Source organism: Salegentibacter profundi (assembly GCF_054121475.1).
Genome location: NZ_JBSYGG010000017.1, coordinates 13925 through 40745 on the forward strand (window position 1 = coordinate 13925; position 26821 = coordinate 40745).

The following is a 26821-nucleotide window of genomic DNA, read 5'->3' on the forward strand; positions in this document are numbered from 1 at the left end:
TCTGTCACTTTGTCAGAAACAGCTTTAGTCCTATCTTTGCAAATCTTAAAGTCCTAAAAAGGGAAGAAAAGTATTATGGAGAAGATAATTGATGAAAAACAACAAGGCAATAGTCTTGTGATGGAGCCAAAAAAGGAAAATACCCGCAAGCTTTTTATAGAAAGTTATGGATGCCAGATGAATTTCAGTGATTCAGAGATCGTGGCATCTATTCTTTCCAAGGAAGGTTTTAATACTACCCAGAACCTGGAGGAAGCGGATCTAGTTCTGGTAAATACCTGTTCCATAAGAGAAAAAGCAGAACAAACTGTTAGAAAACGACTTGAAAAATATAATGCCGTAAAACGCATAAATCCGGAAATGAAAGTTGGTGTGCTTGGCTGCATGGCCGAGCGGCTAAAAGATAAATTCCTTGAAGAAGAAAAAATAGTGGACTTGGTAGTCGGACCAGATGCGTATAAGGACCTTCCTAACCTAATCAATGAAGTTGAAGCCGGAAGAAATGCGGTAAACGTAATTCTTTCAAAAGAGGAAACCTATGCTGATGTTTCCCCGGTTCGGCTTCAGAGCAATGGCGTTTCCGCATTTGTTTCTATTACAAGAGGCTGTGATAATATGTGCACTTTTTGTGTCGTCCCTTTCACCCGGGGTAGAGAACGCAGCCGGGATCCCCAAAGCATCGTAGAAGAAGTAAATGACCTGGCTGCAAAAGGCTACAAAGAGATCACTCTTTTAGGACAAAATGTAGATAGTTATTTATGGTATGGCGGAGGACTGAAGAAAGATTTTAAAAATGCCTCCGAAATTCAAAAAGCCACTGCCACCAATTTTGCCGGGCTTCTTAAGCTTGTCGCCAAGGCTCAGCCAAAGATGCGGATCAGGTTCTCAACCTCCAACCCACAAGATATGACCCTGGATGTCATTGAAGCCATGGCTAAATACCCAAACATTTGCAAGTATATTCATCTACCGGTTCAAAGCGGTAGTGATAAGATCCTTCAAAAAATGAATCGCCTGCATACCAGGGATGAATATTTCAACCTGATTGACAATATTAAAAAGTTAATGCCCGATTGCGGTATCTCCCACGATATCATTACGGGGTTCCCCACCGAAACCGAAGACGACCATCAGGATACACTAAGCCTGATGAATTATGTAAAATACGATTTCGGATTCATGTTTGCCTATTCAGAAAGACCAGGAACAATGGCTGCAAGAAAATTTGAAGATGACGTGCCTGAGGAAATAAAAAAACGTAGACTCACTGAGATTGTGAATCTTCAGCAGGAACACAGTTTATACCGAACTAAGCAGTTTATAGGAAAAACCGTTGAAGTTCTCATAGAGAAAGAATCAAAAAAATCCAGTGAACACTGGAGTGGACGTAATACCCAAAATACGGTTGTTGTATTCCCGAAAGAAACCTATAAGGTCGGAGATTTCGTTAATGTAAAGATAAAAGATTGTACCAGTGCCACCTTAATAGGAGAGCCGGTAGGGTTAAGTGAGAACAACTAGAATATTGCTTCCTAACTAAATAATGAAATTCAATTGGAACTAAAGGCTATATATTTCCGCCAGTGTGGAAAGAGCAGAGAATAATTTTATGGAATCAATACAGGCAACAAAACAACGGTTTGGTATTATTGGCGACGATCCCAAATTGAACCGGGCCATCGAAAAAGCTATCCAGGTTGCCCCTACCGATATTTCGGTTCTGGTAACAGGAGAAAGCGGAGTGGGGAAAGAAAGTATTCCCAAGATTATTCATTCCCTTTCCCATAGAAAACATGGTAAATACATCGCGGTTAATTGTGGTGCCATTCCGGAGGGAACCATTGATAGTGAACTCTTTGGGCACGAAAAGGGTGCCTTTACAGGAGCCACGCAGACCCGAAGCGGATATTTTGAGGTAGCTGATGGGGGTACCATCTTTTTAGATGAGGTTGGAGAACTTCCCCTTCCTACCCAGGTGCGTTTATTGAGGGTGCTGGAGAACGGGGAATTCATGAAGGTAGGTTCTTCCAAACTTCAGAAAACCAATGTTCGCATTGTAGCTGCTACCAATATAGATATGCAGGAATCCATCAAGAAAGAGAAATTCAGAGAAGACCTGTATTACCGATTAAGTACAGTGGATATTCACTTGCCACCTCTGAGGGCTCGCAAAGGCGACATCCATCTTTTATTCAGAAAATTTGCCTCTGATTTTGCCCTAAAATATAAGATGCCAACCATCAAACTGGACGATGAAGCCGTGAAGTTGCTTGAAAATTACAGATGGGGTGGAAATATTAGGCAATTAAGAAATATTGCTGAACAAATTTCCGTTCTCGAACAAGAGAGAGTAATTACCGCCGAAAATCTCAAGGAATACCTTCCCGATATCGGTAGTAACCTCCCTGCGGTAATTGCTGAAAAGAAAAAAGAAGGCGATTTCAGCAATGAACGCGAGATTCTTTACAAGGTATTATTCGATATGAAAAACGATTTAAACGACCTTAAAAGCCTCACGCTTAAACTGATGGAACATGGAAATACCGAAAAGGTGCGTGATGAGAACGAAAGTCTTATCAATAAAATTTACGGCAGTGAAGATGAAGAGGAAGATGCTGATTCAGAAGAACTAACAGCGGAAAAATTAGAAGTTTTACAAATTCCACAGCAAAGCCCAAAATCAACTCAGAGACCTGAAAACGACAAATATTATTTTGCTGAAGAAATAGAAGAGGAAGAAACACTTTCTTTACAGGACAAGGAACTGGAACTCATCAAAAAATCATTAGAGCGACATAACGGTAAACGCAAGGCAGCAGCAGAAGAACTTGGAATTAGCGAGCGTACTTTATATCGCAAAATCAAACAATATAATCTCTAACCAGAAGTTTTATGATGAAAAAGAGCCTATTGCTGTTTTGCTTTTTAATGATTTTTGTCGTGCAATCCTGTGGAATGTATTCTTTTACCGGTGCTGATACCGGGGATGCTCAGACATTTCAGGTTAATTTCTTTCAGAATACAGCCGATCTTGTAGAGCCTGGGATAGACCGAACATTTACCCTTCAACTCCAGGACCTGATCCAGAACCAAACAAGTCTGAACCTCGCTAATAATAATGCCGACCTAATTTTTGAAGGTGAAATCATTGACTACTACATAGCACCTATGACAGCAACGGCCGATAATACTGCTGCAGAAAACAGGCTTACCATTGCCGTACAGGTAAGGTATTACAACACGCTGGAACCTGAAAAAGATTTTGAACGCAGATTCTCTTTCTATTATGATTACCCTGCCAACCAACAGCTTATTGGCGCCAATCTAGATGCAGCCATAGAGGAGATTTATTCAAGAATAACTCAGGATATCTTTAACGCAGCTCTAACCGATTGGTAATGAAAAAAAAGGAGTTCATAAAAATACTTGAACAGCCTGCTTCGATCACCGAAGCCCAAACAAAAGCGCTGGAGCGCGTATTGTCCGACGCTTCTTATTTTCAAACTGCCCGAGCTTTAAGACTAAAAGGGTTGAAAGATCACAACGCGTTAAGCTATAATCCCGCTCTGAGAAGAACAGCAGCCTATACTACAGACCGAAGTGTCCTTTTCGATTTTATTACTTCAGTAGAGTTCAAACAAAATAGGATTGCCAAACAAATAAAAGAACAGGAAGAAAATTTAAAAAACATCGTGGTTTATGAGGCCCAGGAAGTTTTTGGCCGAAAAAGCATTGCAATAGATGAAGCCATTAAAATGAAAAAATCGGAATCGGAACGTGTAATGGATCCCGAGCTTTTTCAAGAAAGTGCCTCAAAGGAAGGGGAAGAGAAGAAAAAAGATACCTCCGTCAATAAACAACTCGGTATAGGCGAACCATTAGAGTTCAATTCCTCAGAGTCCCATTCTTTTTCGGAATGGTTGAAACTCACTTCTGCCAAACCAGTAAGGGAAACCCCGAAGACTTCAGAAGATATTTCGAGAAAATTTGAACTTATTGATGAATTCATTTCCAAAAGTCCAAAAATAAAACCGGCTAAAACCACTAAAAAGAGCAATCTTGCAGAACGCAGTAATACCTCTCCAGAGGCACTGATGACAGAGACTTTAGCGAAGGTATACCTAGAGCAAAAAAACTACAATAAAGCTATCCAGGCTTATAAAATTTTAATTTTGAAAAATCCCGAAAAAAGTGGTTTCTTTGCAGACCAAATTCGGGCAATAGAGAAATTACAAGAAAATAATAACACTTAAGAATGAGCACATTCACTATTTTTTTAGCACTAATTATTATTGTAGCCTTTTTACTGGTAGTAGTAATTATGGTACAAAATCCTAAAGGAGGCGGTTTATCATCTTCTTTTGGAGGAGGAGGCCAACAGGTAGGTGGCGTTCAAAAAACTGGTGACTTTTTAGACAAGAGCACCTGGACACTGGCTACTTTATTATTGGTTCTGATCTTGCTTTCCAATATCACAATTATGGATGGAAGTGGAATTAGTGAGTCACGTGTCTTTGAAGGAGAGGAAGAAATCGAAACAAATATTCCTGCACCTATTCAGGCTCCAGTTGATCCGGAAGCTGACAACAACTAGGAATCCAGCAATACAACACAAAATAAATTAATGCCAGCTTATGACAAGCTGGCATTTTTTGTTTCTATATGTCAGGAAATATCCGATGGCACAATTTTAGAAACCCCGGTATTCACTAAAAAGTTAATTAACCTTAAAAATAAATTAATAAAAAAATGGGACTAAACATTAAACCGCTTTCAGACCGGGTACTTATCGAGCCGGCAGCAGCCGAAACAAAAACCGCTTCGGGAATTTACATCCCTGAAACCGCCAAGGAAAAACCTCAGCGAGGAAAAGTAGTAGCAGTAGGGAAAGGCAATAAGGATCATGACATGAGCGTAAAAGAAGGAGACATGGTTCTCTATGGCAAATATGCCGGGACTGAACTTAAGCTGGAAGGTAAGGATTACCTTATTATGCGGGAAGATGACATACTTGCAATAGTATAAGACTTCAGTTTTCCCTATAAGGGAAGTTTTCAATAAAATATTAATATTAATAGCATTCCGCCATCGCGGAATTAACTAAATTAAATTAACTATGGCCAAAGATATAAAATTTGACATCGAAGCCCGAAACGGGATTAAACGCGGTGTAGATGCATTGGCAAATGCCGTAAAAGTAACCCTTGGACCAAAGGGACGTAATGTGATTATTAGCAAATCTTTCGGAGCACCTACCGTAACCAAAGATGGGGTTACCGTAGCGAAAGAAATAGAGCTGGAAGATGCTCTGGAAAATATGGGGGCTCAAATGGTTAAGGAAGTAGCCTCAAAAACCAACGATTTGGCCGGTGACGGGACCACTACAGCTACCGTTCTCGCACAGGCGATCGTTAAAGAAGGTCTTAAAAACGTTGCTGCCGGAGCTAATCCAATGGATCTTAAACGCGGGATCGATAAAGCAGTCGCAGCACTCACCAAAGATCTTGAAAAACAAACAAAGGAAGTTGGTGACTCTTCTGAAAAAATTAAGCAGGTTGCATCTATTTCTGCCAACAATGACGAGCATATCGGGGAACTTATCGCCGAGGCCTTTGGAAAAGTAGGAAAAGAAGGTGTGATCACCGTTGAAGAAGCAAAAGGAACCGAAACTCACGTCGATGTGGTTGAAGGAATGCAGTTTGACCGGGGTTACCTTTCTCCATACTTTGTTACCAATAGTGAAAAAATGACTTCTGATCTTGAGAATCCTTATATTCTTCTCTTTGACAAGAAGATATCCGCGATGAAAGATCTTTTACCGATCCTGGAGCCCGTAGCTCAGTCTGGTAAGCCTCTTTTAATTATTGCTGAAGATGTTGATGGAGAAGCTCTTGCCACTCTAGTAGTAAATAAATTACGTGGTTCACTTAAAATTGCTGCTGTTAAAGCTCCAGGTTTTGGAGACCGAAGAAAAGCAATGCTTGAGGATATCGCCATCCTCACAGGTGGGACAGTAATTTCTGAAGAAAGAGGGTTTACCCTTGAAAATACTACCATCGATATGCTTGGTACTGCCGAAAAAGTAGCTATCGATAAAGATAATACGACTATTGTAAATGGTGCCGGAGACAATGAGACTATTGAAAACCGTGTAAACCAGATTAAGTCTCAGATAGAATCTACTACTTCAGATTACGATAAGGAAAAACTTCAGGAACGTTTGGCTAAACTTGCCGGAGGTGTTGCCGTCCTATATGTAGGTGCTGCATCAGAAGTGGAAATGAAGGAGAAAAAAGACCGAGTTGACGATGCCCTTCATGCCACAAGAGCGGCCGTTGAAGAGGGAATCGTAGCAGGTGGTGGAGTTGCCCTTGTTCGCGCGCAGGCTGTATTAGTCAATTTAAAAGCGGAGAATGACGATGAAGCTACTGGTATACAAATCGTGGTACGCGCTGTGGAATCCCCTCTTAGAACTATCGTTGAAAACGCAGGAGGCGAAGGATCAGTAGTCATCAATAAAGTACTTGAAGGAGACAAAAATTTTGGATATGATGCCAAAACTGACACCTTTGTGGACATGATGAAAGCAGGTATTATAGATCCTAAAAAAGTAACCAGAGTGGCTCTTGAAAATGCTGCTTCCGTTGCAGGAATGATTCTGACTACAGAATGTGCTCTTACAGACATCCCTGAGGAGGACAAAGGAGGCGGAGGTATGCCCGGAGGAATGGGCGGAGGCATGCCCGGAATGATGTAACAGAGCAAATCTGTTGGAAATAGTAATCCCACTTCTTTTTGAGGTGGGATTTTTTTATGAAAAAAAGGAGTTTTTCAACCTGGGAAGGGTTAAAAACTCCTTTTAAATTAAAACTTAAGGTCAAATAAAGTTTAAAAAAAATCAGGTAATAATCTGCTCTTGTTTAAGAAGAGCTTCCAGATTATTAGCTGCATTTAAACATCTGCTTACTTTAGGCACCTCACTGCAATCTCTGGTATTTATAGCATTGGACCGGCACTGAAGGGCACTTAAATCAAGCTTTGCAAAGCTACTGTTGATGTCTAGACATTTCTCATACAGGCAATCCAGGGTTTTGCAATCAGCAAGCTCAACATTGTGCTGCAGAAGGTAACCCTTTAGAAAGTTCTCAATAGAAAATTGTGCATTCTTACATACTGAATAGGTCACAAGATCCTCTTCTGGCCTGAAAAATTCGTCATTAGCCTGACTTAATTTTTCCAGCGCCTCATCAAAAAATTTGTTATTGGCTTTCATCCTTATAATTTTTAAATATTGATTCCTTCTAAAGGGCACCTCAACATTTTACATATCCCTAAAAAGTTGAAGTTTTTCCCATTTGGTTTCCACTTCTTCTTGGGCACGTTTTAAAAGTTCTTCACCCAATTCGGCATTCTCCTTTACTACCCGGGTAAAGCGGGTTTCTTTGTACATAAAGTCACTTAATGGAGCTGCTGGAGCTTTTGAATCCAATTTAAACCTCTTCCCTTTGGGTTGTGAAGGGTTAAACCTGAACAAAGGCCAATAGCCTGTTTCCACAGCTTTTTCCTGTTGACTCACCCCGTGTTTAAGGTCATAACCATGTTCCCCACAATGTGAGTAAGCTATAATTATCGAAGGCCCCGGATAAGCTGCAGCTTCCTCGATGGCTTTGAGTGTCTGAAGATCTTTTGCGCCAATAGCTACCTGAGCTACATATACATTCTGATAAGAAACCGCCTGTAATGCTAGGCTCTTTTTAGAAGATTTCTTACCTGAAACTGCAAACTTTGCACTTGCTCCCAGAGGCGTCGCTTTTGACATTTGACCTCCGGTATTTGAATAAACTTCAGTATCCATTACCAGGATATTGATATCTTCTCCTGAGGCTAAGACGTGATCTACACCACCATAACCAATATCATAGGCCCATCCATCACCGCCTAAGATCCACACTGCTTTTTTACGCAAATATTGGGTAAGCTGGTTCAACTTGCGAGCTTCATCGGAATCAATAGTTTCTAGAATGGCTTTAAGTTCAGCAATATGAGCGTGCTTCTGTTTTTTCTGAGTTTCATCTTTCTCAGAATTCTTAAGAATGGAAGCGATAAGCTCTTTTCCGATTACCGGTTCCATTTCCTTTAGCAATTCAACAGCGATTTCCTGTTTTTTGGACAGGGCCAACTTCATCCCCAAACCAAATTCCGCATTATCTTCAAAAAGGGAATTAGCCCAGGCTGGTCCCCTTCCAAATTCATTTGTCTTATAAGGGGTAGTTGGAAGATTGCCTCCATAAATTGAAGAACAGCCGGTAGCATTAGCAATTAAAATACTATCCCCATACAATTGGGTAAGCATTTTTATATAAGGGGTTTCCCCACATCCAGAACAGGCTCCTGAGAATTCAAATAATGGTTCCAGAAATTGCGAACCTTTCAAATTTGTGATCTGGAGTTCTGAACGCTCATAGTAGGGTAAATCTGCAAAATAATCCCAGTTTTGGCCCTGTTCGGTAGCAACCTCCAGTTTACTATGCATATTGATGGCTTTAAAGTTCTCGATCTCCTTGCTTTCGGCAGGGCAAACCGCCACACAAAGGTCACAGCCTGTACAGTCCTCAGGGGAAATTTGAAGCACATAGGATTCTGTTTTACTATCAAAAGGCCGTCCTTTGGCAGGAACTGTTTTGAAGGTGCCCGGAGCATCATCAAGTTGCTCATTAAGAACAACTTTAGACCTTATCGCAGCATGTGGACATATAGCCACACATTTGTTACACTGAGTACATAAATCTTCATCATCCCACACAGGGACAAAATCAGCAATACCTCGTTTTTCGAATTGAGTGGTACCCGTTGGGAACGTCCCGTCAACTGGAAACGCACTCACCGGTAATCCATCGCCTTCTCCTGCCAGGATCTTTCCTAGAACCTCTTTTACAAAAGGATCGGAATCACCTGTCATCATTGGCTTAAGACCGCGGGTACTAGTTACCTGCTTCGGATATTCTACTTTCTGAAGATTTGCCAGTGAACTGTCTACCGCATTAAAATTCATCTTCACGATTTTGTCTCCTTTATGCGAGTAGGATTTGACAATGGCATCCTTAATTTTCTGAATCGCTTCCTCTTTCGGCAATACTCCGGAAATAGCAAAAAAACAGGTTTGAAGCACCGTATTGGTCCTTTTACCCAATTTTGCATCCTGGGCTACTTTCGTTGCATCTACCACATAGAATTCAAGTTCATTCTCCACGATCTCCTCCTGCATTTTCTGCGGAAGTTTATCCCAGATCTCTTCATTTGAGAAAGGAGCATTAAGAAGGAAAGTCCCTCCCTTTTTAACCTTTTTCAGAATATCATATTTTTCAATGAAATTAAACTGATGACATGCAATGAAATCAGCGGTATTAATAAGGTAGCTCGAAGAAATTGGTTCGGGGCCAAAGCGAAGGTGGGAAACAGTTTGCGCTCCCGCTTTTTTAGAATCGTAAACAAAGTAACCCTGAACGTAATTATCAGTTGTCTCACCTATGATTTTAATGGAGTTCTTGTTCGCACCTACAGTACCGTCAGATCCTAAACCATAGAACATACAATTAAAAGTTGCCTTTTTGGTTTTGAACACGGGGTTATAAAGTAAACTCTTAAAACTAAGGTCATCATTTATCCCTATGGTGAAGTGATTCTTTGGATTGGTTTTGAACATTTCATCAAAAACGCCTTTTACCATTGCAGGGTTGAATTCCTTAGAAGACAATCCATAGCGCCCACCTATAATCTGAGGCATAGCACGATTACTTTCAGCAAAGGCTGTGACTACATCAAGATATAAAGGCTCACCTGTGCTTCCTGGTTCTTTAGTCCTGTCTAAAACTGCGATCTTTTTTACACTTGATGGGATCTTATTCAAAAAGTCTTTTATTGAAAAAGGCCTGTAAAGGCGAATGAACAAAGCACCAACTTTCTCTTCTTTATTTTGAAGGGTATCCACAGTTTCTTTAACAGCTCCTTCTCCAGAGCCCATAATAATTATGATTCTTTCTGCCTCTGGATGGCCGACATAGTCAAAAAGATTATATCGACGACCCGTTTGGGCGTAGAATTCATCCATTACCTCCTGAACAATACCAGGTACTTCCTGATAATGCAAATTAGAAGCTTCCCTAGCCTGAAAGAAAACATCAGGGTTTTGGGACGTTCCTCTTATCACAGGGCTATCAGGATCAAGAGATCTATTTTTATGATCCATAATTTTATCCTCAGGCATCATTCCTTTAATGATCTCATCGGGAATCGCATCGATCTTGGATATTTCATGAGAGGTTCGGAAACCATCAAAAATATTCATAAAGGGAACACGGCTGCGCAAGGTGGCCACCTGAGAGATAAGAGCAAAATCCATCGCTTCCTGCACAGAGCCACCAAATAGCATAGAAAAGCCCGTTTGCCGGGCTGCCATAACATCTGAATGATCACCAAAAATCGATAGGGCGTGGGTTGCTACTGTTCTCGCGGCAACGTGAATTACCGTAGGAAGTAATTCCCCAGCAATTTTATACATATTAGGAATCATAAGTAACAGTCCTTGCGAGGCAGTAAAGGTGGTAGTGAGCGCTCCTGCCTGCAAAGAACCATGTACTGCGCCTGCTGCCCCACCTTCACTTTGCATCTCTACAATACGAGGGACGTTTTTCCAAATATTTTTATGGCCTTTGGAACTGAATATATCAACGTGCTCTCCCATAGGCGAAGCAGGAGTAATGGGATAAATAGCACAGACTTCATTTGTTTTATGCGCCACTCTTGCAACCGCCTCATTGGCATCACAAATGAGTTTGGGAAATTTTTCGATCATTTTACATCTCTTTTATAAATTTATGCTCCGTGTAACCATTCTTTCTTTTCCAATAATTGTGCTTCGCTTTCTTCATGTTCAGGATCAGGAAGACAAGCATCTACAGGACAAACCGAAGCACATTGGGGCTCATCATGGAAACCCTTACACTCGGTACATTTATCCGAAACGATAAAATAAAATTCGTCAGAAATCGGTTCCTTTTCTTCATCGGCGTCAACCTCTGTTCCTCCAGGGGTAGTTATGGTTCCGGTTAAGGTAGTCTCATCGGAATAAGACCATTCCTGATCCGGTTCATAAATTGCGTTATTTGGACATTCTGAAATGCAAGCATCACAGTTGATGCAATCCTCTGTTATAAAAAGTGCCATAGATATTTATATTTTGTTAAACTATCCTATAAAGTTATAGCGCCTCATTCTTCCAAATTATGACAATCATCATATTTTCAAACAATTGAAAATCAGAAATAAATACCGTTTTTATGATGTCAATCATATTTATACGGCAAGGGTAAATTTAAATTTGATACAGATCATTTACTATCAGTAAGCAAACTGTTGGTTCAAAAATATTAGGTTTATGATTACACTTGAGAAGAATCCCAATGCCCAAACCCTGGATGCAGTTGTTATTCGTTTTGTAGGCGATTCAGGTGACGGAATGCAGCTAACCGGTACTCAGTTTTCTGATACTTCAGCCATGTTTGGTAATGATGTTGCTACCTTTCCGAATTATCCTTCTGAAATAAGAGCTCCACAAGGGAGTTTATATGGAGTTTCAGGATTCCAGGTACATATTGGTAGTGTCGAGGTTAGCACCCCTGGTGATAACTTGGATCTGCTGGTAGCGATGAACCCCGCAGGTTTAAAAACTAATTTGTATGCGGTTAAACCGGGTAATACTATCATCATAGATAGTGATAGCTTTACTAAAAAGAACCTGGAAAAAGCACAGTATCAGAGTAATCCCCTGGAGGATGGCAGTCTTGAAAATTACAGAGTGGTACAGGTCCCAATGACCTCTCTAACCAAAGAAGCTTTAAAGAATATTGAAGGGCTCGATAACAAAAGTATTACCAGAAGTAAGAATATGTTCGCTCTGGGAATGGTTTATTGGTTATATGATCGGAATCCTGAACATACTATTGATTTTTTTCAGAAAAAATTTAAAAATAAACCTCACCTGATTGAAGCCAACACAAAGGTACTGAACGCTGGCTTTTTTTATGCAGAAACCATAGAGCTTATTCCAAATTCCTATAGTATTTCTCCTGCAAGAATGCAGGGAGGGACTTATCGAATTATCATGGGGAATACTGCCACGGCCTGGGGTTTCCTGGCAGCGGCAGAAAAGTCGGGAAGAGAGTTATTCCTAGGTTCCTATCCTATAACTCCAGCCACTGATATCTTACACGAACTGGTTAAACATAAACATTTCGGTGTAAAAGCCTTTCAGGCAGAAGACGAGATTGCAGGAATAAGCTCCGCAATTGGCGCTTCCTTTGCCGGTGACTTAGCTATTACGACAACTTCAGGGCCAGGCCTTGCCCTAAAAGGTGAAGCTCTGGGACTAGCTGTAATGATAGAATTACCTCTGGTAGTGGTGAATGTACAGCGTGGTGGGCCGTCAACAGGCTTACCCACAAAAACAGAACAATCTGATCTTATGCAGGCAATGTACGGACGGAACGGGGAAAGTCCGGTAATCGTGATTGCTGCCAGTACCCCAGCCAACTGTTTTAACTTTGCTTACGAGGCCTCCAGGTTAGCCTTAGAACACATGACCCCTGTGGTTCTGCTCACCGATGGTTATATCGCAAATGGTTCAGCACCCTGGAAAATAAAAAGCATTGACGAGATGCCGGAGATCAAAAACAACCTGGTTAAGGAGGCCAAAGAAAACTGGCATCCTTATGACAGGAATGAAGATACCCTGGCCAGAAATTGGGCCATACCCGGAACTCCAGGTCTGGAGCACCGCGTAGGTGGACTGGAGAAGGACCGTATCACCGGCGACGTTTCTCACGTTCCTGAAAACCATGAGATCATGACCCATACCAGGGCCGAAAAAGTGAAGCGAGTTCAGAATTACATACCGGAGATTATACCGGAGTTTGCCCAGGAAGGTGACCTACTGGTAGTAGGATGGGGAGGAACTTATGGTTCATTACATTCAGCCGTGAAAGAATTAGTTGAGGTAGAAGGCTACACAAACGTAGGTTTTGCTCATTTCAACTATATAAATCCTCTTCCTAAAAATACCGGGGAAATTTTAAGCAGCTTCAAAAAGATACTTGTTTGTGAGCTTAACAACGGGCAGTTTGTAAATGTGCTCAGGATGCACTTTGAAGAACAAAAGTTCCTTCAGTTCAATAAGATCCAGGGCTTGCCTTTCGCCAATAGCGAACTCATAGAGAAATTCAAACAAATAGCAGAGTAATCATGGAAACAACTGTAAAAAAATACACCTATAAAGATTTTGCAAACGACCAGGAAGTTAGATGGTGCCCGGGCTGTGATGACTATGTTATTTTACGTTCGGTACAAAAGGCATTGCCTGAAACAGGAGTAAAGAAAGAAGATGTGGTCTTTATCTCCGGAATTGGCTGTTCTTCCCGATTCCCTTATTATATGGGAACCTACGGAATGCACGGAATTCATGGTCGCGCTCCCGCTATAGCTTCCGGAGTGAAACTGGCAAATCCCGATCTTAGCGTTTGGGTAATTACCGGCGATGGAGACAGTATGGCAATTGGCGGAAACCACTTCATACATGTTTTAAGGCGTAATATTGACCTTAATATTATCCTCTTTAATAACGAGATCTACGGATTGACCAAAGGCCAGTTTTCTCCTACCTCACTGGTAGGTCAGAAAACCAAATCTTCGCCATATGGTAACACTCAACCCCCATTCCAACCGGGAGAACTGGCCATAGGAGCTCAAGCCCGATTTTTCGCGCGAATTGGAGGTAATGCACCCAAGGAAATGACCGATATTTTTATTGAAGCTCAGAAATTCAAAGGTACCTCATTAGTTGAAGTACTTCAGAACTGTGTGATTTTCAATGACGGTTGCTATGTGAAATATACCGACAAAAATGTTCGTGAAGACCAGCAGCTTTTTGTTGAACATGGGAAACCGATGATCTTCGGAAAGAACAAAGACAAAGGTTTGATCTTAAAAGGACTGAAACTGGAAACCGTAACTATTGGAGAAAACGGCATAACCCAGGAAGACATATTAATTCATGACGCCAAAAATGAGGATCCAACCATGCATCAAATGCTGGTAAGACTGGAATATCCTTTAGTGACAGGAATTATAAGAAGTTTTCAGGACGTTACCCTGGAAGAAAGAGAAGACGCGTTAACTGCTCAGATAAAAGCCAAATCTGAATTCAGAAAAACCGATGACCTTTTCTTCTCCGGAGAAACTTATCAGGTAAATTAAAGCATACCTGATTTGCATCAGTTTTTAAGCCCTTGAAAACTGTTAATTTTATTAACATATTAAGAACTATAATATGGGTTCAGAAGCACTGATAGTATTTTTTCTCGCCGGCGTAATTCTGGTAGCCGGCGCGAATTTTCTCTCAAATTTAATATCACACAAATCAGATAATCCGCAGAAAAAAGAACCCTATGAAAGCGGGATGCCTACTATAGGCCCAACCTGGGTTCAGTTTAAAGTCGGTTTTTATCTCTTCGCAATCTTATTCTTAATCTTCGATGTAGAAATAGCTTTTCTGGTTCCCTGGGCCGTAGTGTATCAGGAGGTTGGAACTGTGGCTTTGGTAGAGATCATCATCTTCCTGGCTATTCTGGGATTAGGGTTAGCATATGCGTGGAAAAAAGGAGCATTAAAATGGAAGTAGAAACACAAAAAGTACCCAAGGATTTTCCTGGCCAGGTATTACCTGCCGGAAATGGTGCAAATATCATAGTAACCTCATTAGATAAGGTAATAAACTGGGGGAGATCCAATTCTTTATGGTCATTGTATTTCGGAACAAGCTGCTGCGCCATCGAAATGATGCAAACCGGGGCAGCCCGCCATGATTATTCAAGATTTGGCTTTGAGGTGGCAAGACCTTCCCCTAGACAGGCTGACCTTATTATTATTGCCGGAACTATCGTGAATAAGATGGCGCCGGTGCTACGACGGCTTTACGACCAGATGGCCGAACCTAAATATGTGATCGCCATGGGGGCCTGCGCCATTTCCGGTGGGCCTTTCTTTTACAATTCCTATTCGGTAGTAAAAGGCGCGGATCACGTGATACCCGTAGACATTTATGTGCCCGGATGCCCTCCAAGGCCAGAAGCGCTGCTGGACGGGATGCTGAAACTTCAGGAGAAGATACGCACTGAAAGTATTAAGAACAGGAAGAATCCTATTGAAGGATTTGATGAAGGACTTTAAAGAAACGAGTTATGACAAATGATGAATTAAAGGAATTGATCACCACCTGGTTCTCCGGCCCCGAAAGCGCCCACCTCGAATTTTCAGAGGAAGGCTCTCAGTTTTTAAATCTCAGTATACACCCCGATTATCTTCATGAATTGATGTCATGGCTAAAGAAAAACAACAAAACGAGCTATGATTATTTATTCTGCCTTACAGGAGTTGACTGGGGAAAAGAACTGGGTGTAGTTTATCACCTGGAATCTACCACCCATCGCCATATTCTGGTGGTGAAAGTACAAACTTCAGACAGGGAAAATCCCTGGTTCGATTCAGTTCAGGATATATGGCCAACCGCCAACTTTCACGAAAGAGAAGCATTTGATCTTTTGGGGATTAAATTTAAAGGACATCCCAATTTAAAGCGCCTGTTCATGCCTGAAGACTGGGAAGGTTTTCCGCTTCGAAAAGATTACGTAGATGAAGTGAACATGGTAGTTAAATAAAAGAATATGGAAACTGCTACTATAAATAACAACTTTAAATCTGAGGAATACTTCATCAACATGGGACCTCAGCACCCTGCAACCCATGGAGTATTACGGCTCTTACTCACCATAGATGGGGAGATCATTAAAAAGGTTGAACCAGACCTAGGATATATTCATCGTTCCATAGAAAAAATGTGCGAACGTGACAGTTACCAACAAATCGTGCATCTTACTGACAGGATGGACTATCTATCCTCCCACATTAATAATGAAGCGGTATGTCTCGCTGTTGAGAACGCACTGGAACTCGAAGTGCCCGAGCGGGTTAAGGTTATTAGGACTATTATTGGTGAGCTTACCCGAATTTCTTCTCATACGTTATGGTGGGGAGTGATGGGCATGGACGTAGGTGCACTTACCTCCTACTTCTACGGCTTCCGGGACAGGGAAATGATCAACGATATATTTGAAGAGACCTGTGGTGCAAGGCTTACCATGAACTATAATATTCCGGGAGGTTTGATGCAGGACATTCATCCTAATTTTATTCAAAGGGTAAAAGATTTTATCGCTCACTTCAAGACCAAATTGCCTGAATACGATAAGTTGCTAACGGGTAATATCATTTTTCAGAAGAGAACTAAGGGTGTTGGTGTATTGAGCAAAGAAGACGCTATCGCTTTTGGCGCTTCCGGACCTGTTGCCAGAGGCTCAGGCTATTCCTGTGATGTAAGAAAATATCACCCTTACAGCGCCCTGGATAAAGTCACTTTCAATGAAGCCCTCCATACCGAAGGCGATTCCTATGCCCGGTATCTGGTAAGGATCCAGGAAATGTGGGAGTCAATTTCCATTATTGAACAGCTAATTGACAATATTCCTGAAGGGTCATACAAGGTAGATACAAAGGCGGTGATCAAGCTCCCCAAGGGTGAATTCTATCAAAAAGTCGAAACCGCAAGGGGTGAACTGGGAGTTTATATAATTAGTGCCGGAAACAAAAATCCACATAGGGTTAAATTCCGTTCTCCGGGACTTTCAAACCTTTCCCTGTTAAACCATATAACTGTAGGTGGTAAACTTGGAGATCTGGTTGCCACCATGGCTACCATAGATATTGTTGTACCAGATATTGATCGTTAAAACTCAAACAATGAATAGTTCCCTTATCATAACAAACAATATTCACAGTTGGCTAACAGGTCTGTTTACCGGGGCAATAACTGGGATCACTGAAATGATAATGATCGCCCTGGCCTACCTTACGCTTTTTGCACTTTTAGGTTTATTCCTGGTTCTAATGGAAAGAAAAGTAGCGGCCTGGTTCCAGTTAAGGATTGGTCCCAATAGGGTTGGTTTCTTCGGGATGTTCCAGACCATTGCTGATGCGCTTAAACTCCTTTCCAAAGAGCTTACAGGCACCGATAAAGCCGATAAGTTCCTCTATAATTTAGCGCCGTATTTCCTCATTATTTCTTCCCTGATGGCCCTCGCTGTATTTCCTTTTACCGAAAATCTGCAGGCTTTCGATATCAACATAGGGATTTTCTTTTTGATCGCCATCTCCTCTATTGGAGTAATAGGTGTTCTATTGGGAGGATGGAGCAGTAACAACAAATTTGCATTGATCGGAGCTATGCGTAGCGGGGTTCAGACCATTAGCTACGAGCTTTCGGTAGGACTTTCATTGCTTACAATGGTACTGCTTACCGGCAGTCTGCAACTTTCAGAAATAATTGAGGTTCAAAAAAGCGGCTGGCTAATCGTACAGGGGCATATCCCTGCAGTTATAGCTTTTATGATCTATATGATCTCGGGAACTGCAGAGACCAACAGGGCACCCTTTGATATGGTAGAAGCTGAATCTGAATTAGGGGCCGGTTTTCACACCGAGTATTCGGGGATGAAATTTGCCTATTTCTTCTTAGCCGAATTCATCAATATGTTCATCATTGCTGCTATTGGTACCACGGTATTCTTCGGGGGTTGGTTATCGCCATTTGGAATAACAGATTCTATACCCTGGATGGGAGTTATCTGGTTTCTCCTTAAAACATTTGTACTTGTATTCTTAATGATGTGGTTCAGATGGACCTTCCCAAGGCTGAGAGTTGACCAATTGCTTACCCTTGAATGGAAATACCTGCTGCCTATTAACCTGTTTAATATCGTGTTAATGGCAATAATAGTGTGGCTTAATTTCACAATTCAATTTTAGAAATTATGAGTTATTTTTCAGATATATACCACGGCATACAAACCCTCCTAACAGGAATGGGCGTTACAGGAAAGTATTTCCTGAATTCGAGAAAAGGCGCCATCACTCAACAATATCCTGAAAATCGTGAAACCCTTCAAATGTTTGAACGTTTTCGGGGAGAAGTAGTTATGCCACACGATGAAAACAATGAACACAGCTGTACCGGCTGCCAGAAGTGTGAGATCGCCTGTCCTAACGGAAGTATAGAAATAATCTGGGACCGCCAGGTAGATCCGGAAACCGGGAAAAAGAAAAAGATGATAGACAAGCATATCTATCACCTGGGGATGTGTACACAATGCGGATTATGTGTTGATGCCTGTCCATCAGAGGCTATAAAATGGGCGCCAAATTTCGAAAATGCAGTTGCAGACAGGAGCCAGCTCACCAAAGTTTTAAACAGACCCGGTTCAAAAGTAAGAGCCGGTGTAGAAGAATAAAGATATGGAAAAGTATATTTTTTATGTTTTAGCCCTAATCATGATAATCTCAGCCATAGCATCCGTTAGCAGTCGGAAGATGCTACGCTCGGTGGTCTATTTGCTGTTTGTTTTAATAGGTATAGCAGGCATTTATTTCATGGCAGATTACAACTTTCTCGCAGCAATACAACTCACCGTTTATGCGGGAGGAATAATAGTATTGATCATCTTTTCGGTACTACTGGTACATCATATCGACATGGAACTGGAAGTTGCTAAAAAATCAAAGCGAATCATTACGGCATTAATCTGTTTAATAGGTTTAGGTGTTTTTCTAAGCACCATTTATTCGCATCCGTTTGTGGAAACGACCACCGCCGTTACCACCACAACCGCCGATATAGGCTTCGCTCTTTTAAGCACTGAAGCCGGTGGATTTATCCTGCCCTTTGAAGTGATAAGCATACTCTTGCTGGCAGTAATGATCGGAGCGATCATAATTGCCAAGGGAGAAGACGTGTCTGAGGAAGAACCAAAGGAGACTCCTATCCTAAAACAAGAAAAACCGGTTGAAAAGAAGAAAGAACTTCTGGAAAACGAGGTTGCTGTTTAATTAGAATTAAAAATAAGGACTATGATACCCGGCATAAGTATAACAGAAATTCTCACTCTCACCTCAATTCTATTCTTCATTGGGATTTACGGTTTTATGACCCGAACTAATCTTATCTCAATGTTGGTTTCGGTAGAAATCATCCTGAATTCTACGGTGATAAATTTTGTGATCATCAACAAATACCTCTATCCCGAGCTTTTGCAGGGGGTGGTATATTCAATATTTATAATTGCCGTAGCTGCAGCAGAAACCGCTCTGGCAGTAGCTATAATCATCAACCTCTACAAGCAAATAAGCTCTGTAGCTGTGAAGGAAACTGAAACCCTGAAGTATTAAAAGACGGAAGCTATGAACATAAGTTATCTCTTTTTAATCCCATTAATCCCCCTGGCTGTCTTTCTGATACTGGGAATCTTCAACAAAAAAATCAAACCCGAAATTTCGGGTTGGATTGGTGTTGCCGGTCTGGCCACCTCTACCATACTTTCTTTTTATGCAGCTTTTCAGTATTTCTTTGTTACAGGAAAATTAGACGGAGCTTACCAGACTTTCACTGAAAAAATGGTCTGGATGAATTTTACCGATACCCTTCATATAGATCTGGGAATTCTTATTGATCCCATTTCTATTATGATGCTTATTGTAGTTTCAACTATCTCGCTGATGGTTCATATCTACAGTCGTGGGTATATGAAAGGAGACCCGGGATACACCAAATTTTTTGCTTTTCTTTCGCTTTTCACCTTTTCTATGTATGGTTTGGTGTTGGCTACCAATCTTTTCCAGATCTACATTTTCTGGGAATTGGTAGGGGTATCCTCTTTTCTTTTGATCGGTTATTATTATACGAAGAACTCGGCTGTAGCGGCGGCGAAAAAAGCCTTTATCGTCACCAGGTTTGCTGATTTTGGTTTCCTTATCGGGATCCTGATCATAGGTTTTTACACGGGAACCTGGGATTTTGAAACCTTGAATAATCCTGAAGGTGCTGCAATAGCCAACTGGGCCTCTACCTCATTTATGGGCTTATCGGTATTAACCTGGGCACTGATCCTCATCTTTATGGGAGGCGCCGGTAAATCGGCTATGTTCCCTTTACACATCTGGCTTCCCGATGCTATGGAAGGACCAACGCCGGTTTCAGCTTTAATTCACGCGGCCACCATGGTGGTAGCAGGAGTTTACCTAGTAGCCAGACTCTTTCCGATGTATTATTTCGTGGAAGAAGGTTTCGTCTTAAATATCGTAGCCTATGTGGGTGCTTTTTCCTCCCTTTTTGCTGCGATCATAGCAATCACACAATCCGATATCAAAAGGGTCCTGGCATTCTCAACAATGTCACAAATTGGTTATATGATGATGTCTCTTGGGGTTTCAGGCTTTGATGGTCACGAGGGAGTTGGTTATATGGCTTCTATGTTCCACCTGTTCACCCACGCGATGTTCAAGGCACTTTTATTCCTTGGTGCAGGATCGGTGATTCACGCAGTACACAGCAATTATTTAAAAGACATGGGTGGTTTACGAAAACATATGCCCATTACCAATATCACTTTCCTTATCGCTGCACTGGCAATCGCAGGGGTTCCTCCGCTGGCAGGTTTCTGGAGTAAGGATGAAATACTTGTAGCAGCTTTTCAAAACAGTCAGTTTCTTTATTCCATAGGGCTTCTGGTAGCAGGATTAACCGCATTCTATATGTTCAGGCTTTACTTCGGAATTTTCTGGGGGAAGGATACCAATTATGCTCATAAGCCAAAGGAGTCTCCACGTTCCATGACCATTCCGTTGATCATTCTGGCGATTTTTAGTGTTGTAGTAGGGTTTATTCCTTTTAGTGAATATGTTAGCGCCGACAAACTGGGATTTATAGCACACCTTAATTATCCGCTAGCGGCTACTGCTGTACTTATTGGGTTAATAGGAATATTTTTCGCATGGATCTTTTACAAAAAAGAAAACGACCTGGCTGAAAGATTTGCTAGAGCCTTCGGATTCTTCTACAAATGGACCAGCAATAAATTCTATTTCGACGAACTATATCTTTTCATTACCCGCAAACTGATATTCAAAAGGATCTCGGCGCCTATCGCCTATTTCGATAAGAAATTTGTAGACGGGACCATGGAAGGCATCGGGAACAAAACCTTAGTTGTTGCCAATAAAATTAAAGGAATACAGTCTGGAAAAGTCCAGGATTATGCTTTCGGCTTTATTAGCGGAGTGGTAGTACTGGCAATAGTTTTCATTTACCTATGGACTAATTAATTGATCATTATGGACATTTTATCACTCTTTGTTGTTCTTCCGGTAGTTGTAATCATCGCTTTGGTTTTTACCAAAGGTTTAAAGCAAGCCCGGCAAATAGCTATGGCTGGAAGTATTATTCAGCTGGGAATGGCGATAAACCTGCTTTTTGCCTACCTGAAAGAACAAAGTATAAATGACAGCATATTCGTATTCACAAGGGATATTGTTTGGTTTGAAGAATTCAACATTCATTATAATATAGGAGTAGACGGGATCTCAGTAGCCCTCATTCTTTTAACTTCGATAATCGTGCTGGCCGGGGTATTTATTTCATGGAAAACTTATGATCTACCTAAAGAATTTTTTATTTCATTATTGGTATTGGCAACTGGGGTTTACGGTTTCTTTATTTCAACAGATCTATTCACCATGTTTCTTTTTTATGAGATCGCGGTAATTCCGATGTATCTCCTTATAGGTATCTGGGGCTCGGGCCCAAAAGAATATTCTGCAATGAAGTTGACCCTGATGTTAATGGGTGCATCTGCCCTTTTGCTGGTGGGAATCCTTGGCATTTATTTCAATTCTAATGCAGAGGGCGGTCCTTTAACTTTCAGTATCCTGGAAATTGCTCAGGTGAATATCCCGTTTGAGGCCCAAAAATTATTCTTCCCCTTAACCTTCATCGGTTTTGCGGTGTTGGGAGCCTTATTCCCATTTCATACCTGGTCTCCTGATGGTCACGCTTCAGCTCCTACCGCAGTTTCTATGTTGCATGCAGGGGTCCTGATGAAATTGGGAGGATATGGCGTATTCAGAGTAGCCATGTTCCTTCTTCCCGAAGGAGCTCTGGAATGGTCATGGTTCTTCATCATTTTATCAGCAATAGGAGTGATCTATGGCGCATTTGCTGCAATAAGACAGACTGACTTAAAGTATATAAACGCCTACTCGTCGGTAAGTCACCTTGGACTAGTGTTATTTGCCCTATTAATGCTGAATAAAACTGCCTGGAACGGGGCCATATTACAATCTTTATCACATGGTTTTATGACCGCGCTTTTCTTTGCCTTAATCGGAATGATTTATACCAGAACTCATACCCGGGATATTACCAAGCTGGGTGGACTGCTAAAAGTAATCCCTTTTATTTCAGTAATATATGTTATTGCGGGATTGGCTTCTCTTGGGTTACCAGGATTTAGCGGTTTCGTTGCTGAAATGAACATTTTTGTAGGAGCATTTCAAAATGAAGATCTATTCCACAGGGTAGTTACCATAATCTCAGTTTCAGCCATCGTGGTCACGGCCGTATACATCTTAAGGGTAGTAGGCATAATGCTAATGGGACCAGTGAAGAATGAAACCTATATGAACCTCCCTCAAGCTACCTGGTATGAAACAACTGGAGTCTTGTTATTGCTTCTACCAATCGTAGGAATTGGGGTAGCTCCATTATGGCTAAGTGATATGATATTAAAGAGTTTGCAACCCTTTCTGCAAGGAGTAATGTAATTTAAACAAGAACGAAAATGGAAGTAAGTAGTATTTTTCTGATGCGGCATGAGCTAGTTCTCCTGGTAATAGCCCTGATTCTTATAATTTTCGAAATCCTTATTCCGATTCAAAAAAAATCCAGTGCCGTACACCTTGCTATATTTCTCTTCGGAATACATACTGCGCTGGGCTTTTTTCCCTTGGAAGAAAACAGTTTGTTTGGCGGAATGTTCCGTACAAACAGCCTGATTCATTTTTTTAAAAATGTACTAAACATTGGAGTTTTCATTCTTCTGTTACAATCAGCTGACTGGATACAGGAAAAGATCGTTAAACTTAATCGGGGTATTGAATTCTTTATCCTACTCTTCTTTTCTCTTTTAGGAATGTATTTTATGATCTCTGCGGGCGACTTCCTGATGTTCTATGTTGGACTTGAACTTTCCACCATCCCGGTTGCTGCACTGGCAGCTTTCGAACTGATGAAGAGGAGTTCCAGTGAAGCAGGTATAAAACTAATACTTTCGGCAGCCTTAGCTTCGGGTGTTTCATTATTTGGGATCTCTATGCTATATGCGACCTCTGGTTCCATCTATTTTGATGATATCCTGGTGGCAATAAGCCCTAACAACTTATCGATTCTTGGGTTCATTCTCTTTTTTGCCGGAATGGCTTTTAAAATATCGCTGGTGCCATTTCACTTTTGGACTGCTGATGTTTATGAAGGAGCCCCTATAAGTGTGGCTTCTTATCTTTCTGTTATTTCAAAAGGAGCAGCGGTTTTCATCTTAATGATCCTGATGTTTACCGTTCTTAAACCTTTAATGGAGGTTTGGGAAAATATGATCTACGTAGTTGCTTTAGCGACCATGTTTGTGGGTAACCTTTTTGCCCTTCGACAACAGAATATGAAGCGATTTCTGGCATTCTCTTCTATCGCGCAGGCAGGATTCATTTTACTTGGCCTAATAACGGGCACTCAGCTCGGTACAGCTTCAGTTGTATATTTTGTAATGATCTATATCTTTTCCAACCTTGCCGCCTTTGGGGTGGTTCAGGCAATTTCCTTAAAAACAGGTAAAGAAAACATAGACGATTATAATGGTTTGTACCGAACCAATCCTAAGTTGAGTCTTATTATGCTCCTGGCTTTATTTTCTCTCGCGGGAATTCCACCGGTGGCGGGGTTCTTTGGAAAATTTTTCCTCTACACTGCAGCCGCCAGCGAAGGTTACTATCTGCTGGTATTCCTGGCCGTTGTAAACGTCACTATATCCTTATATTATTATCTTTTAGTGGTCAGAGCAATGTTTTTGCGGACAAACGAAAATCCGATTCCATTTTTCAACAACAAGTTATATATGCGCTTAGGGCTTGGAATCACCGTAATTGGTATCCTTGTTTTGGGTATTTACAGCCCTTTATACGATTATATTTATGAACTAAGCGCTGCTTTTAATCAATAAGTTATGGCACTAGAAGGAAAACATACATTTGGCAGTATTGGGGATACCCGGGTTAGCTTCGTAGAGAAAAAAATAAATGAAGAAAGAAAAGATTTCCTTAAAAAGCTACTTGAACACAACGGCTTTGAAGTGGTCGTGGAAGAAGAAAAACGCAAATCGGAAGAAGAACCCCAACTCTATACCGTAGCCGTAACAGATATGGTGTTTAATCCCACTACTTATGTCTTTGAGCGCCGTTTAAAAACCTTCGACGGTCATAAGGTTACCCAGGATTACTGGAATCAGAAATCGGAAGACACCAATCCGCATTACTATAAATAAGTCTATGGAACTCTTGCTTCAAATAATTGCGAACCCTAACCTAAAAAGAATATGAAAATAATAAATCTCCTTTTATTCCTGGCACTCTCATTAAATTGGGCAAATGCACAAAACTTAAAACCTTATGTGCTGGCCTTGGAAACAACGGATAACATGTCAGAAATAAAAGACAGAATATCCATAAACCTTCAACAAAATGGAATTGAGGTTGTAGGCCAATATCAACCTGCAAATGATGCTAATCGATGGATTTTTATTTTCACCTCACCCGAACTTAAATCAGCAGTAAAGGAAGTTGGAGAGTTAACGGGGTTTGCTGCAAGTCTGCGGGTAGCAATTACCCGTGAAGGTGGAAAAACCCAGGTCTCTTACACCAACCCTGTTTATTGGGGGAACGCTTATTTCAGAAAAGATTTCCCAAAGGTTTCTGCCCATTATACAAAGCTTTCCAGCAAACTGGAAAGTGCGATGGAGGCTACAGGCTCCTTTAAAAACTCACCTTTTGGTTCTGAGGATGGTTTATCAGAAAAAGAGTTAAGAAAATATCATTATATGTTTGCCATGCCTTACTTTGACGATACCGTTGAATTGGCAAGTTTTAATAATTACAAAACAGCAACAAATACAATTGAGACAGCTGCGAAAGAAAAGAATTCCAATTTAGAAATGCTTTATAAAATTGAAATTCCAGAAAAAAACCTGGCTTTGTATGGCTTTGGAATTAAAGGTGAAAAAGGAGAGGGTAAATTCCTTCCAATAATCGATATAGATAGTCCTAAGCATACAGCATTCCTTCCTTACGAGGTATTAGTTATGGGAAATGAAGTGCATATGCTGCACGGGAGATATAGAATTGCCATTGCTTTTCCCGATTTAACGATGGGTACCTTCAGCAAAATAATGTCGACTCCGGGTGATATTGAAGATTCATTAGAGCAATTGGTGAAATAAAATAGGAGTTATTTTGATTCATATTTCTAAGGTTTTCTGAATCAATCTGATTAACGAGATTATTACCGAGTGTTATGCTATAGTAACCAAACTTTTTAAATTCATAGCTGAATTTCTTAGCAAACTATTAGTATTAAGATAAACAATGCCATGGCTCCCTAAAATGAAGCTCAGGACTTTAAATTAACTCAAGACATCCATTATTCGTAGAGTTTTTAAACCTTCTTCAGCTGAACAAGGATTGGGACCTTCCTTTAGAAAAAATCTGACCGTTGCCTCTATCATAGGTTGTTGTACATGCGGAATCTGGTCAAATGAAATGGTTTCGGTGGATTGTCCCCTCTGGATAAATAATGAACTTCCATTAAATGAAAACTTAATGGAACCATTACTGCCATAAATAATGCATTGATCCTTTTGATCAGATTCCGAAATATTGAAACTCCATATTCCTCTTAACTGTACGCCATTTACGAAGGTAGCTGTGCCGTTAACGATGTCCGCAGCATTATAAATGCCCGACTGATTTTCAGAAAACACATGAACTTGATCAAAATCACCAAAAAAGAGGAGCATTAAATCCAAATGATGTGGTTTTTTCCCAAAGCTATCCAGGTAACTGACAGGTTCCACGTCCAGAAACTTGCTATAGAAGCATTGCAGGAGCTTCGGATAAAATATCGGTGGGAAGCCATTGATCAGGAGAATGAGCAAATAAAGCAAGCAAAGGCTTCATACCACAACTACTTCCCAATGGAGATAGCAGAAAGCAGCTCTTAGCCAGAAGCAGATATCTACTTTACAAATCAACAGAAAAGTGGACCAATAATCAAAAAGAAAGAGCTGCCATTTTATTTACCCAATATCCTGAAATAGAAAAAGCCTATAAGCTAGTGAATAACCTAAGGAATATCTTCAATCAGACAAAAGATAAAGGTGTAGCCTTTACGAAACTAGCTCACTGGTACAAAGAAGTAGAAGAGTCTGGTTTTAAAAGCTTCAATACGGTAGCCAACAGCATATACCTTAATTACCACTCCATATTAAACTACTTTACAAACCGCAGCACCAATGCCTCAGCAGAATCCTTCAATGCTAAAATTAAAGCTTTCAGAGCACAATTAAGAAGAGTTAGAAAGACCGAGTTTTTCTTATATAGGCTTGAAAAATTATTTGGTTAAAAACTCAAAAACCCAGAAAATGTTCTTGGGATCAAACTCAAAAGTTGTGTGTGAATTAAAATAATAGTTTGATTTTTGCTTTCTAAACAAGAAGCATTGGATCCA

Annotated in this window: 28 protein-coding genes; 24 read left to right on the top strand and 4 right to left on the bottom strand. The window is 40.8% G+C overall.

Annotated elements, in window-relative coordinates; genetic code table 11:
* Positions 1-75 precede the first annotated feature (75 nt).
* The 7 genes from miaB (at position 76) to groL (ending at position 6757) form a co-directional block, all read left to right on the top strand.
* Complete coding sequence (gene miaB / locus ACW6NC_RS15335; protein WP_457867364.1) at positions 76-1521, top strand: tRNA (N6-isopentenyl adenosine(37)-C2)-methylthiotransferase MiaB; 1446 nt, start codon at positions 76-78, stop codon at positions 1519-1521.
* An 88-nt stretch (positions 1522-1609) separates the two neighbouring features.
* The gene (locus tag ACW6NC_RS15340) at positions 1610-2881 is read left to right on the top strand and encodes a sigma-54 interaction domain-containing protein (protein ID WP_457867365.1); all 1272 of its coding nucleotides are present in this window, start codon (positions 1610-1612) and stop codon (positions 2879-2881) included.
* Positions 2882-2895: 14 nt separating this feature from the next.
* Positions 2896-3399 (top strand): LptE family protein, encoded by a 504-nt coding sequence (locus ACW6NC_RS15345; protein ID WP_457867399.1) that lies wholly within the window; start codon positions 2896-2898, stop codon positions 3397-3399.
* Positions 3399-4253 carry a hypothetical protein gene (locus ACW6NC_RS15350; RefSeq protein WP_457867367.1) on the top strand — a complete coding sequence of 285 codons (855 nt, stop codon included), beginning with the start codon at positions 3399-3401 and terminating at the stop codon, positions 4251-4253. Before ACW6NC_RS15345 ends, ACW6NC_RS15350 begins: the two co-directional genes overlap by 1 nt.
* Before the next feature lie 2 nt (positions 4254-4255).
* On the top strand, positions 4256-4594 hold the full coding sequence (secG, locus tag ACW6NC_RS15355; protein WP_457867368.1) for a preprotein translocase subunit SecG: 339 nt from the start codon (positions 4256-4258) through the stop codon (positions 4592-4594).
* A 155-nt stretch (positions 4595-4749) separates the two neighbouring features.
* Positions 4750-5025, top strand: coding sequence for a co-chaperone GroES (locus ACW6NC_RS15360; RefSeq protein WP_457867370.1), 276 nt, complete (start codon positions 4750-4752; stop codon positions 5023-5025).
* Positions 5026-5116: 91 nt separating this feature from the next.
* A complete protein-coding gene (gene groL / locus ACW6NC_RS15365) occupies positions 5117-6757 on the top strand; it encodes a chaperonin GroEL (protein ID WP_457867372.1) in 1641 nt (546 codons plus the stop codon).
* A 141-nt stretch (positions 6758-6898) separates the two neighbouring features.
* Here the strand turns inward: groL and ACW6NC_RS15370 are convergent, their stop codons facing one another.
* The 3 genes from ACW6NC_RS15370 to ACW6NC_RS15380 are packed head-to-tail and all read right to left on the bottom strand — an operon-like array spanning position 6899 to position 11223.
* Positions 6899-7273, bottom strand: a complete 375-nt coding sequence (locus ACW6NC_RS15370) for a hypothetical protein (protein WP_457867373.1) — start codon at positions 7271-7273, stop codon at positions 6899-6901.
* Positions 7274-7321: 48 nt separating this feature from the next.
* Positions 7322-10852 (bottom strand): pyruvate:ferredoxin (flavodoxin) oxidoreductase, encoded by a 3531-nt coding sequence (nifJ, locus tag ACW6NC_RS15375; protein ID WP_457867375.1) that lies wholly within the window; start codon positions 10850-10852, stop codon positions 7322-7324.
* A 20-nt stretch (positions 10853-10872) separates the two neighbouring features.
* Complete coding sequence (locus ACW6NC_RS15380) at positions 10873-11223, bottom strand: 4Fe-4S binding protein (RefSeq protein ID WP_457867376.1); 351 nt, start codon at positions 11221-11223, stop codon at positions 10873-10875.
* Positions 11224-11434: 211 nt separating this feature from the next.
* On the opposite strand from ACW6NC_RS15380, the gene ACW6NC_RS15385 reads away from it, so the two are divergent.
* The 15 genes from ACW6NC_RS15385 to ACW6NC_RS15455 all read left to right on the top strand — a co-directional run bounded on the left by ACW6NC_RS15385 (position 11435) and on the right by ACW6NC_RS15455 (position 25535).
* Entirely contained in the window at positions 11435-13294 is a 1860-nt protein-coding gene (locus tag ACW6NC_RS15385; protein WP_457867377.1) for a 2-oxoacid:acceptor oxidoreductase subunit alpha, read from the top strand.
* 2 nt (positions 13295-13296) lie between these two features.
* Positions 13297-14307, top strand: a complete 1011-nt coding sequence (locus ACW6NC_RS15390) for a thiamine pyrophosphate-dependent enzyme (protein ID WP_457867379.1) — start codon at positions 13297-13299, stop codon at positions 14305-14307.
* A gap of 73 nt (positions 14308-14380) precedes the next feature.
* Positions 14381-14731, top strand: coding sequence for an NADH-quinone oxidoreductase subunit A (locus tag ACW6NC_RS15395; RefSeq protein ID WP_457867380.1), 351 nt, complete (start codon positions 14381-14383; stop codon positions 14729-14731).
* Positions 14722-15279 carry an NADH-quinone oxidoreductase subunit B gene (locus tag ACW6NC_RS15400; protein ID WP_457867382.1) on the top strand — a complete coding sequence of 186 codons (558 nt, stop codon included), beginning with the start codon at positions 14722-14724 and terminating at the stop codon, positions 15277-15279. Before ACW6NC_RS15395 ends, ACW6NC_RS15400 begins: the two co-directional genes overlap by 10 nt.
* Positions 15280-15290: 11 nt before the next feature.
* On the top strand, positions 15291-15767 hold the full coding sequence (locus tag ACW6NC_RS15405; RefSeq protein WP_457867384.1) for an NADH-quinone oxidoreductase subunit C: 477 nt from the start codon (positions 15291-15293) through the stop codon (positions 15765-15767).
* 6 nt (positions 15768-15773) lie between these two features.
* A complete protein-coding gene (locus ACW6NC_RS15410; protein WP_457867385.1) occupies positions 15774-16895 on the top strand; it encodes an NADH-quinone oxidoreductase subunit D in 1122 nt (373 codons plus the stop codon).
* 10 nt (positions 16896-16905) lie between these two features.
* Positions 16906-17970 carry an NADH-quinone oxidoreductase subunit NuoH gene (gene nuoH, locus ACW6NC_RS15415; RefSeq protein WP_457867386.1) on the top strand — a complete coding sequence of 355 codons (1065 nt, stop codon included), beginning with the start codon at positions 16906-16908 and terminating at the stop codon, positions 17968-17970.
* Positions 17971-17975: 5 nt separating this feature from the next.
* The gene (locus ACW6NC_RS15420) at positions 17976-18452 is read left to right on the top strand and encodes a 4Fe-4S dicluster domain-containing protein (RefSeq protein WP_457867387.1); all 477 of its coding nucleotides are present in this window, start codon (positions 17976-17978) and stop codon (positions 18450-18452) included.
* A gap of 4 nt (positions 18453-18456) precedes the next feature.
* Positions 18457-19047: an NADH-quinone oxidoreductase subunit J family protein gene (locus ACW6NC_RS15425; RefSeq protein WP_457867388.1), complete on the top strand. Its 591-nt coding sequence runs from the start codon at positions 18457-18459 to the stop codon at positions 19045-19047.
* Positions 19048-19068: 21 nt separating this feature from the next.
* Positions 19069-19386, top strand: a complete 318-nt coding sequence (gene nuoK / locus ACW6NC_RS15430; RefSeq protein WP_457867389.1) for an NADH-quinone oxidoreductase subunit NuoK — start codon at positions 19069-19071, stop codon at positions 19384-19386.
* Positions 19387-19398: 12 nt separating this feature from the next.
* Complete coding sequence (gene nuoL / locus ACW6NC_RS15435; RefSeq protein WP_457867390.1) at positions 19399-21318, top strand: NADH-quinone oxidoreductase subunit L; 1920 nt, start codon at positions 19399-19401, stop codon at positions 21316-21318.
* A 9-nt stretch (positions 21319-21327) separates the two neighbouring features.
* A complete protein-coding gene (locus ACW6NC_RS15440; RefSeq protein ID WP_457867391.1) occupies positions 21328-22815 on the top strand; it encodes a complex I subunit 4 family protein in 1488 nt (495 codons plus the stop codon).
* 17 nt (positions 22816-22832) lie between these two features.
* Positions 22833-24263, top strand: coding sequence for an NADH-quinone oxidoreductase subunit N (locus ACW6NC_RS15445; protein ID WP_457867393.1), 1431 nt, complete (start codon positions 22833-22835; stop codon positions 24261-24263).
* A gap of 3 nt (positions 24264-24266) precedes the next feature.
* Positions 24267-24584, top strand: a complete 318-nt coding sequence (locus tag ACW6NC_RS15450; RefSeq protein ID WP_457867394.1) for a hypothetical protein — start codon at positions 24267-24269, stop codon at positions 24582-24584.
* A gap of 51 nt (positions 24585-24635) precedes the next feature.
* Positions 24636-25535: a hypothetical protein gene (locus ACW6NC_RS15455; protein WP_457867396.1), complete on the top strand. Its 900-nt coding sequence runs from the start codon at positions 24636-24638 to the stop codon at positions 25533-25535.
* Between the two features lie 183 nt (positions 25536-25718).
* Here the strand turns inward: ACW6NC_RS15455 and ACW6NC_RS15460 are convergent, their stop codons facing one another.
* A complete protein-coding gene (locus ACW6NC_RS15460) occupies positions 25719-26111 on the bottom strand; it encodes a hypothetical protein (RefSeq protein ID WP_457867400.1) in 393 nt (130 codons plus the stop codon).
* Between the two features lie 9 nt (positions 26112-26120).
* On the opposite strand from ACW6NC_RS15460, the gene ACW6NC_RS15465 reads away from it, so the two are divergent.
* Both ACW6NC_RS15465 and ACW6NC_RS15470 read left to right on the top strand, forming a co-directional pair.
* Positions 26121-26315: a transposase gene (locus tag ACW6NC_RS15465; protein WP_457867397.1), complete on the top strand. Its 195-nt coding sequence runs from the start codon at positions 26121-26123 to the stop codon at positions 26313-26315.
* On the top strand, positions 26270-26716 hold the full coding sequence (locus tag ACW6NC_RS15470) for an ISL3 family transposase (protein ID WP_457867402.1): 447 nt from the start codon (positions 26270-26272) through the stop codon (positions 26714-26716). Before ACW6NC_RS15465 ends, ACW6NC_RS15470 begins: the two co-directional genes overlap by 46 nt.
* The last annotated feature ends 105 nt before the right edge of the window (positions 26717-26821 follow it).

Bases quoted from the DNA above. Each gene is read 5' to 3' on its own strand.
- ACW6NC_RS15450 (WP_457867394.1), top strand. From the start codon at position 24,267: ATGGCACTAGAAGGAAAACATACATTTGGCAGTATTGGGGATACCCGG.
- ACW6NC_RS15395 (WP_457867380.1), top strand. From the start codon at position 14,381: ATGGGTTCAGAAGCACTGATAGTATTTTTTCTCGCCGGCGTAATTCTG.
- ACW6NC_RS15455 (WP_457867396.1), top strand. From the start codon at position 24,636: ATGAAAATAATAAATCTCCTTTTATTCCTGGCACTCTCATTAAATTGG.
- ACW6NC_RS15380 (WP_457867376.1), bottom strand. From the start codon at position 11,223: ATGGCACTTTTTATAACAGAGGATTGCATCAACTGTGATGCTTGCATT.
- ACW6NC_RS15340 (WP_457867365.1), top strand. From the start codon at position 1,610: ATGGAATCAATACAGGCAACAAAACAACGGTTTGGTATTATTGGCGAC.
- nuoL (WP_457867390.1), top strand. From the start codon at position 19,399: ATGAACATAAGTTATCTCTTTTTAATCCCATTAATCCCCCTGGCTGTC.
- ACW6NC_RS15420 (WP_457867387.1), top strand. From the start codon at position 17,976: ATGAGTTATTTTTCAGATATATACCACGGCATACAAACCCTCCTAACA.
- ACW6NC_RS15400 (WP_457867382.1), top strand. From the start codon at position 14,722: ATGGAAGTAGAAACACAAAAAGTACCCAAGGATTTTCCTGGCCAGGTA.
- ACW6NC_RS15410 (WP_457867385.1), top strand. From the start codon at position 15,774: ATGGAAACTGCTACTATAAATAACAACTTTAAATCTGAGGAATACTTC.
- ACW6NC_RS15390 (WP_457867379.1), top strand. From the start codon at position 13,297: ATGGAAACAACTGTAAAAAAATACACCTATAAAGATTTTGCAAACGAC.
- miaB (WP_457867364.1), top strand. From the start codon at position 76: ATGGAGAAGATAATTGATGAAAAACAACAAGGCAATAGTCTTGTGATG.
- ACW6NC_RS15405 (WP_457867384.1), top strand. From the start codon at position 15,291: ATGACAAATGATGAATTAAAGGAATTGATCACCACCTGGTTCTCCGGC.
- ACW6NC_RS15440 (WP_457867391.1), top strand. From the start codon at position 21,328: ATGGACATTTTATCACTCTTTGTTGTTCTTCCGGTAGTTGTAATCATC.
- groL (WP_457867372.1), top strand. From the start codon at position 5,117: ATGGCCAAAGATATAAAATTTGACATCGAAGCCCGAAACGGGATTAAA.
- ACW6NC_RS15370 (WP_457867373.1), bottom strand. From the start codon at position 7,273: ATGAAAGCCAATAACAAATTTTTTGATGAGGCGCTGGAAAAATTAAGT.
- ACW6NC_RS15465 (WP_457867397.1), top strand. From the start codon at position 26,121: ATGATGTGGTTTTTTCCCAAAGCTATCCAGGTAACTGACAGGTTCCAC.
- secG (WP_457867368.1), top strand. From the start codon at position 4,256: ATGAGCACATTCACTATTTTTTTAGCACTAATTATTATTGTAGCCTTT.
- ACW6NC_RS15460 (WP_457867400.1), bottom strand. From the start codon at position 26,111: ATGCTCCTCTTTTTTGGTGATTTTGATCAAGTTCATGTGTTTTCTGAA.
- ACW6NC_RS15445 (WP_457867393.1), top strand. From the start codon at position 22,833: ATGGAAGTAAGTAGTATTTTTCTGATGCGGCATGAGCTAGTTCTCCTG.
- nuoK (WP_457867389.1), top strand. From the start codon at position 19,069: ATGATACCCGGCATAAGTATAACAGAAATTCTCACTCTCACCTCAATT.
- ACW6NC_RS15360 (WP_457867370.1), top strand. From the start codon at position 4,750: ATGGGACTAAACATTAAACCGCTTTCAGACCGGGTACTTATCGAGCCG.
- nuoH (WP_457867386.1), top strand. From the start codon at position 16,906: ATGAATAGTTCCCTTATCATAACAAACAATATTCACAGTTGGCTAACA.
- ACW6NC_RS15345 (WP_457867399.1), top strand. From the start codon at position 2,896: ATGAAAAAGAGCCTATTGCTGTTTTGCTTTTTAATGATTTTTGTCGTG.
- ACW6NC_RS15385 (WP_457867377.1), top strand. From the start codon at position 11,435: ATGATTACACTTGAGAAGAATCCCAATGCCCAAACCCTGGATGCAGTT.
- ACW6NC_RS15350 (WP_457867367.1), top strand. From the start codon at position 3,399: ATGAAAAAAAAGGAGTTCATAAAAATACTTGAACAGCCTGCTTCGATC.
- ACW6NC_RS15425 (WP_457867388.1), top strand. From the start codon at position 18,457: ATGGAAAAGTATATTTTTTATGTTTTAGCCCTAATCATGATAATCTCA.
- nifJ (WP_457867375.1), bottom strand. From the start codon at position 10,852: ATGATCGAAAAATTTCCCAAACTCATTTGTGATGCCAATGAGGCGGTT.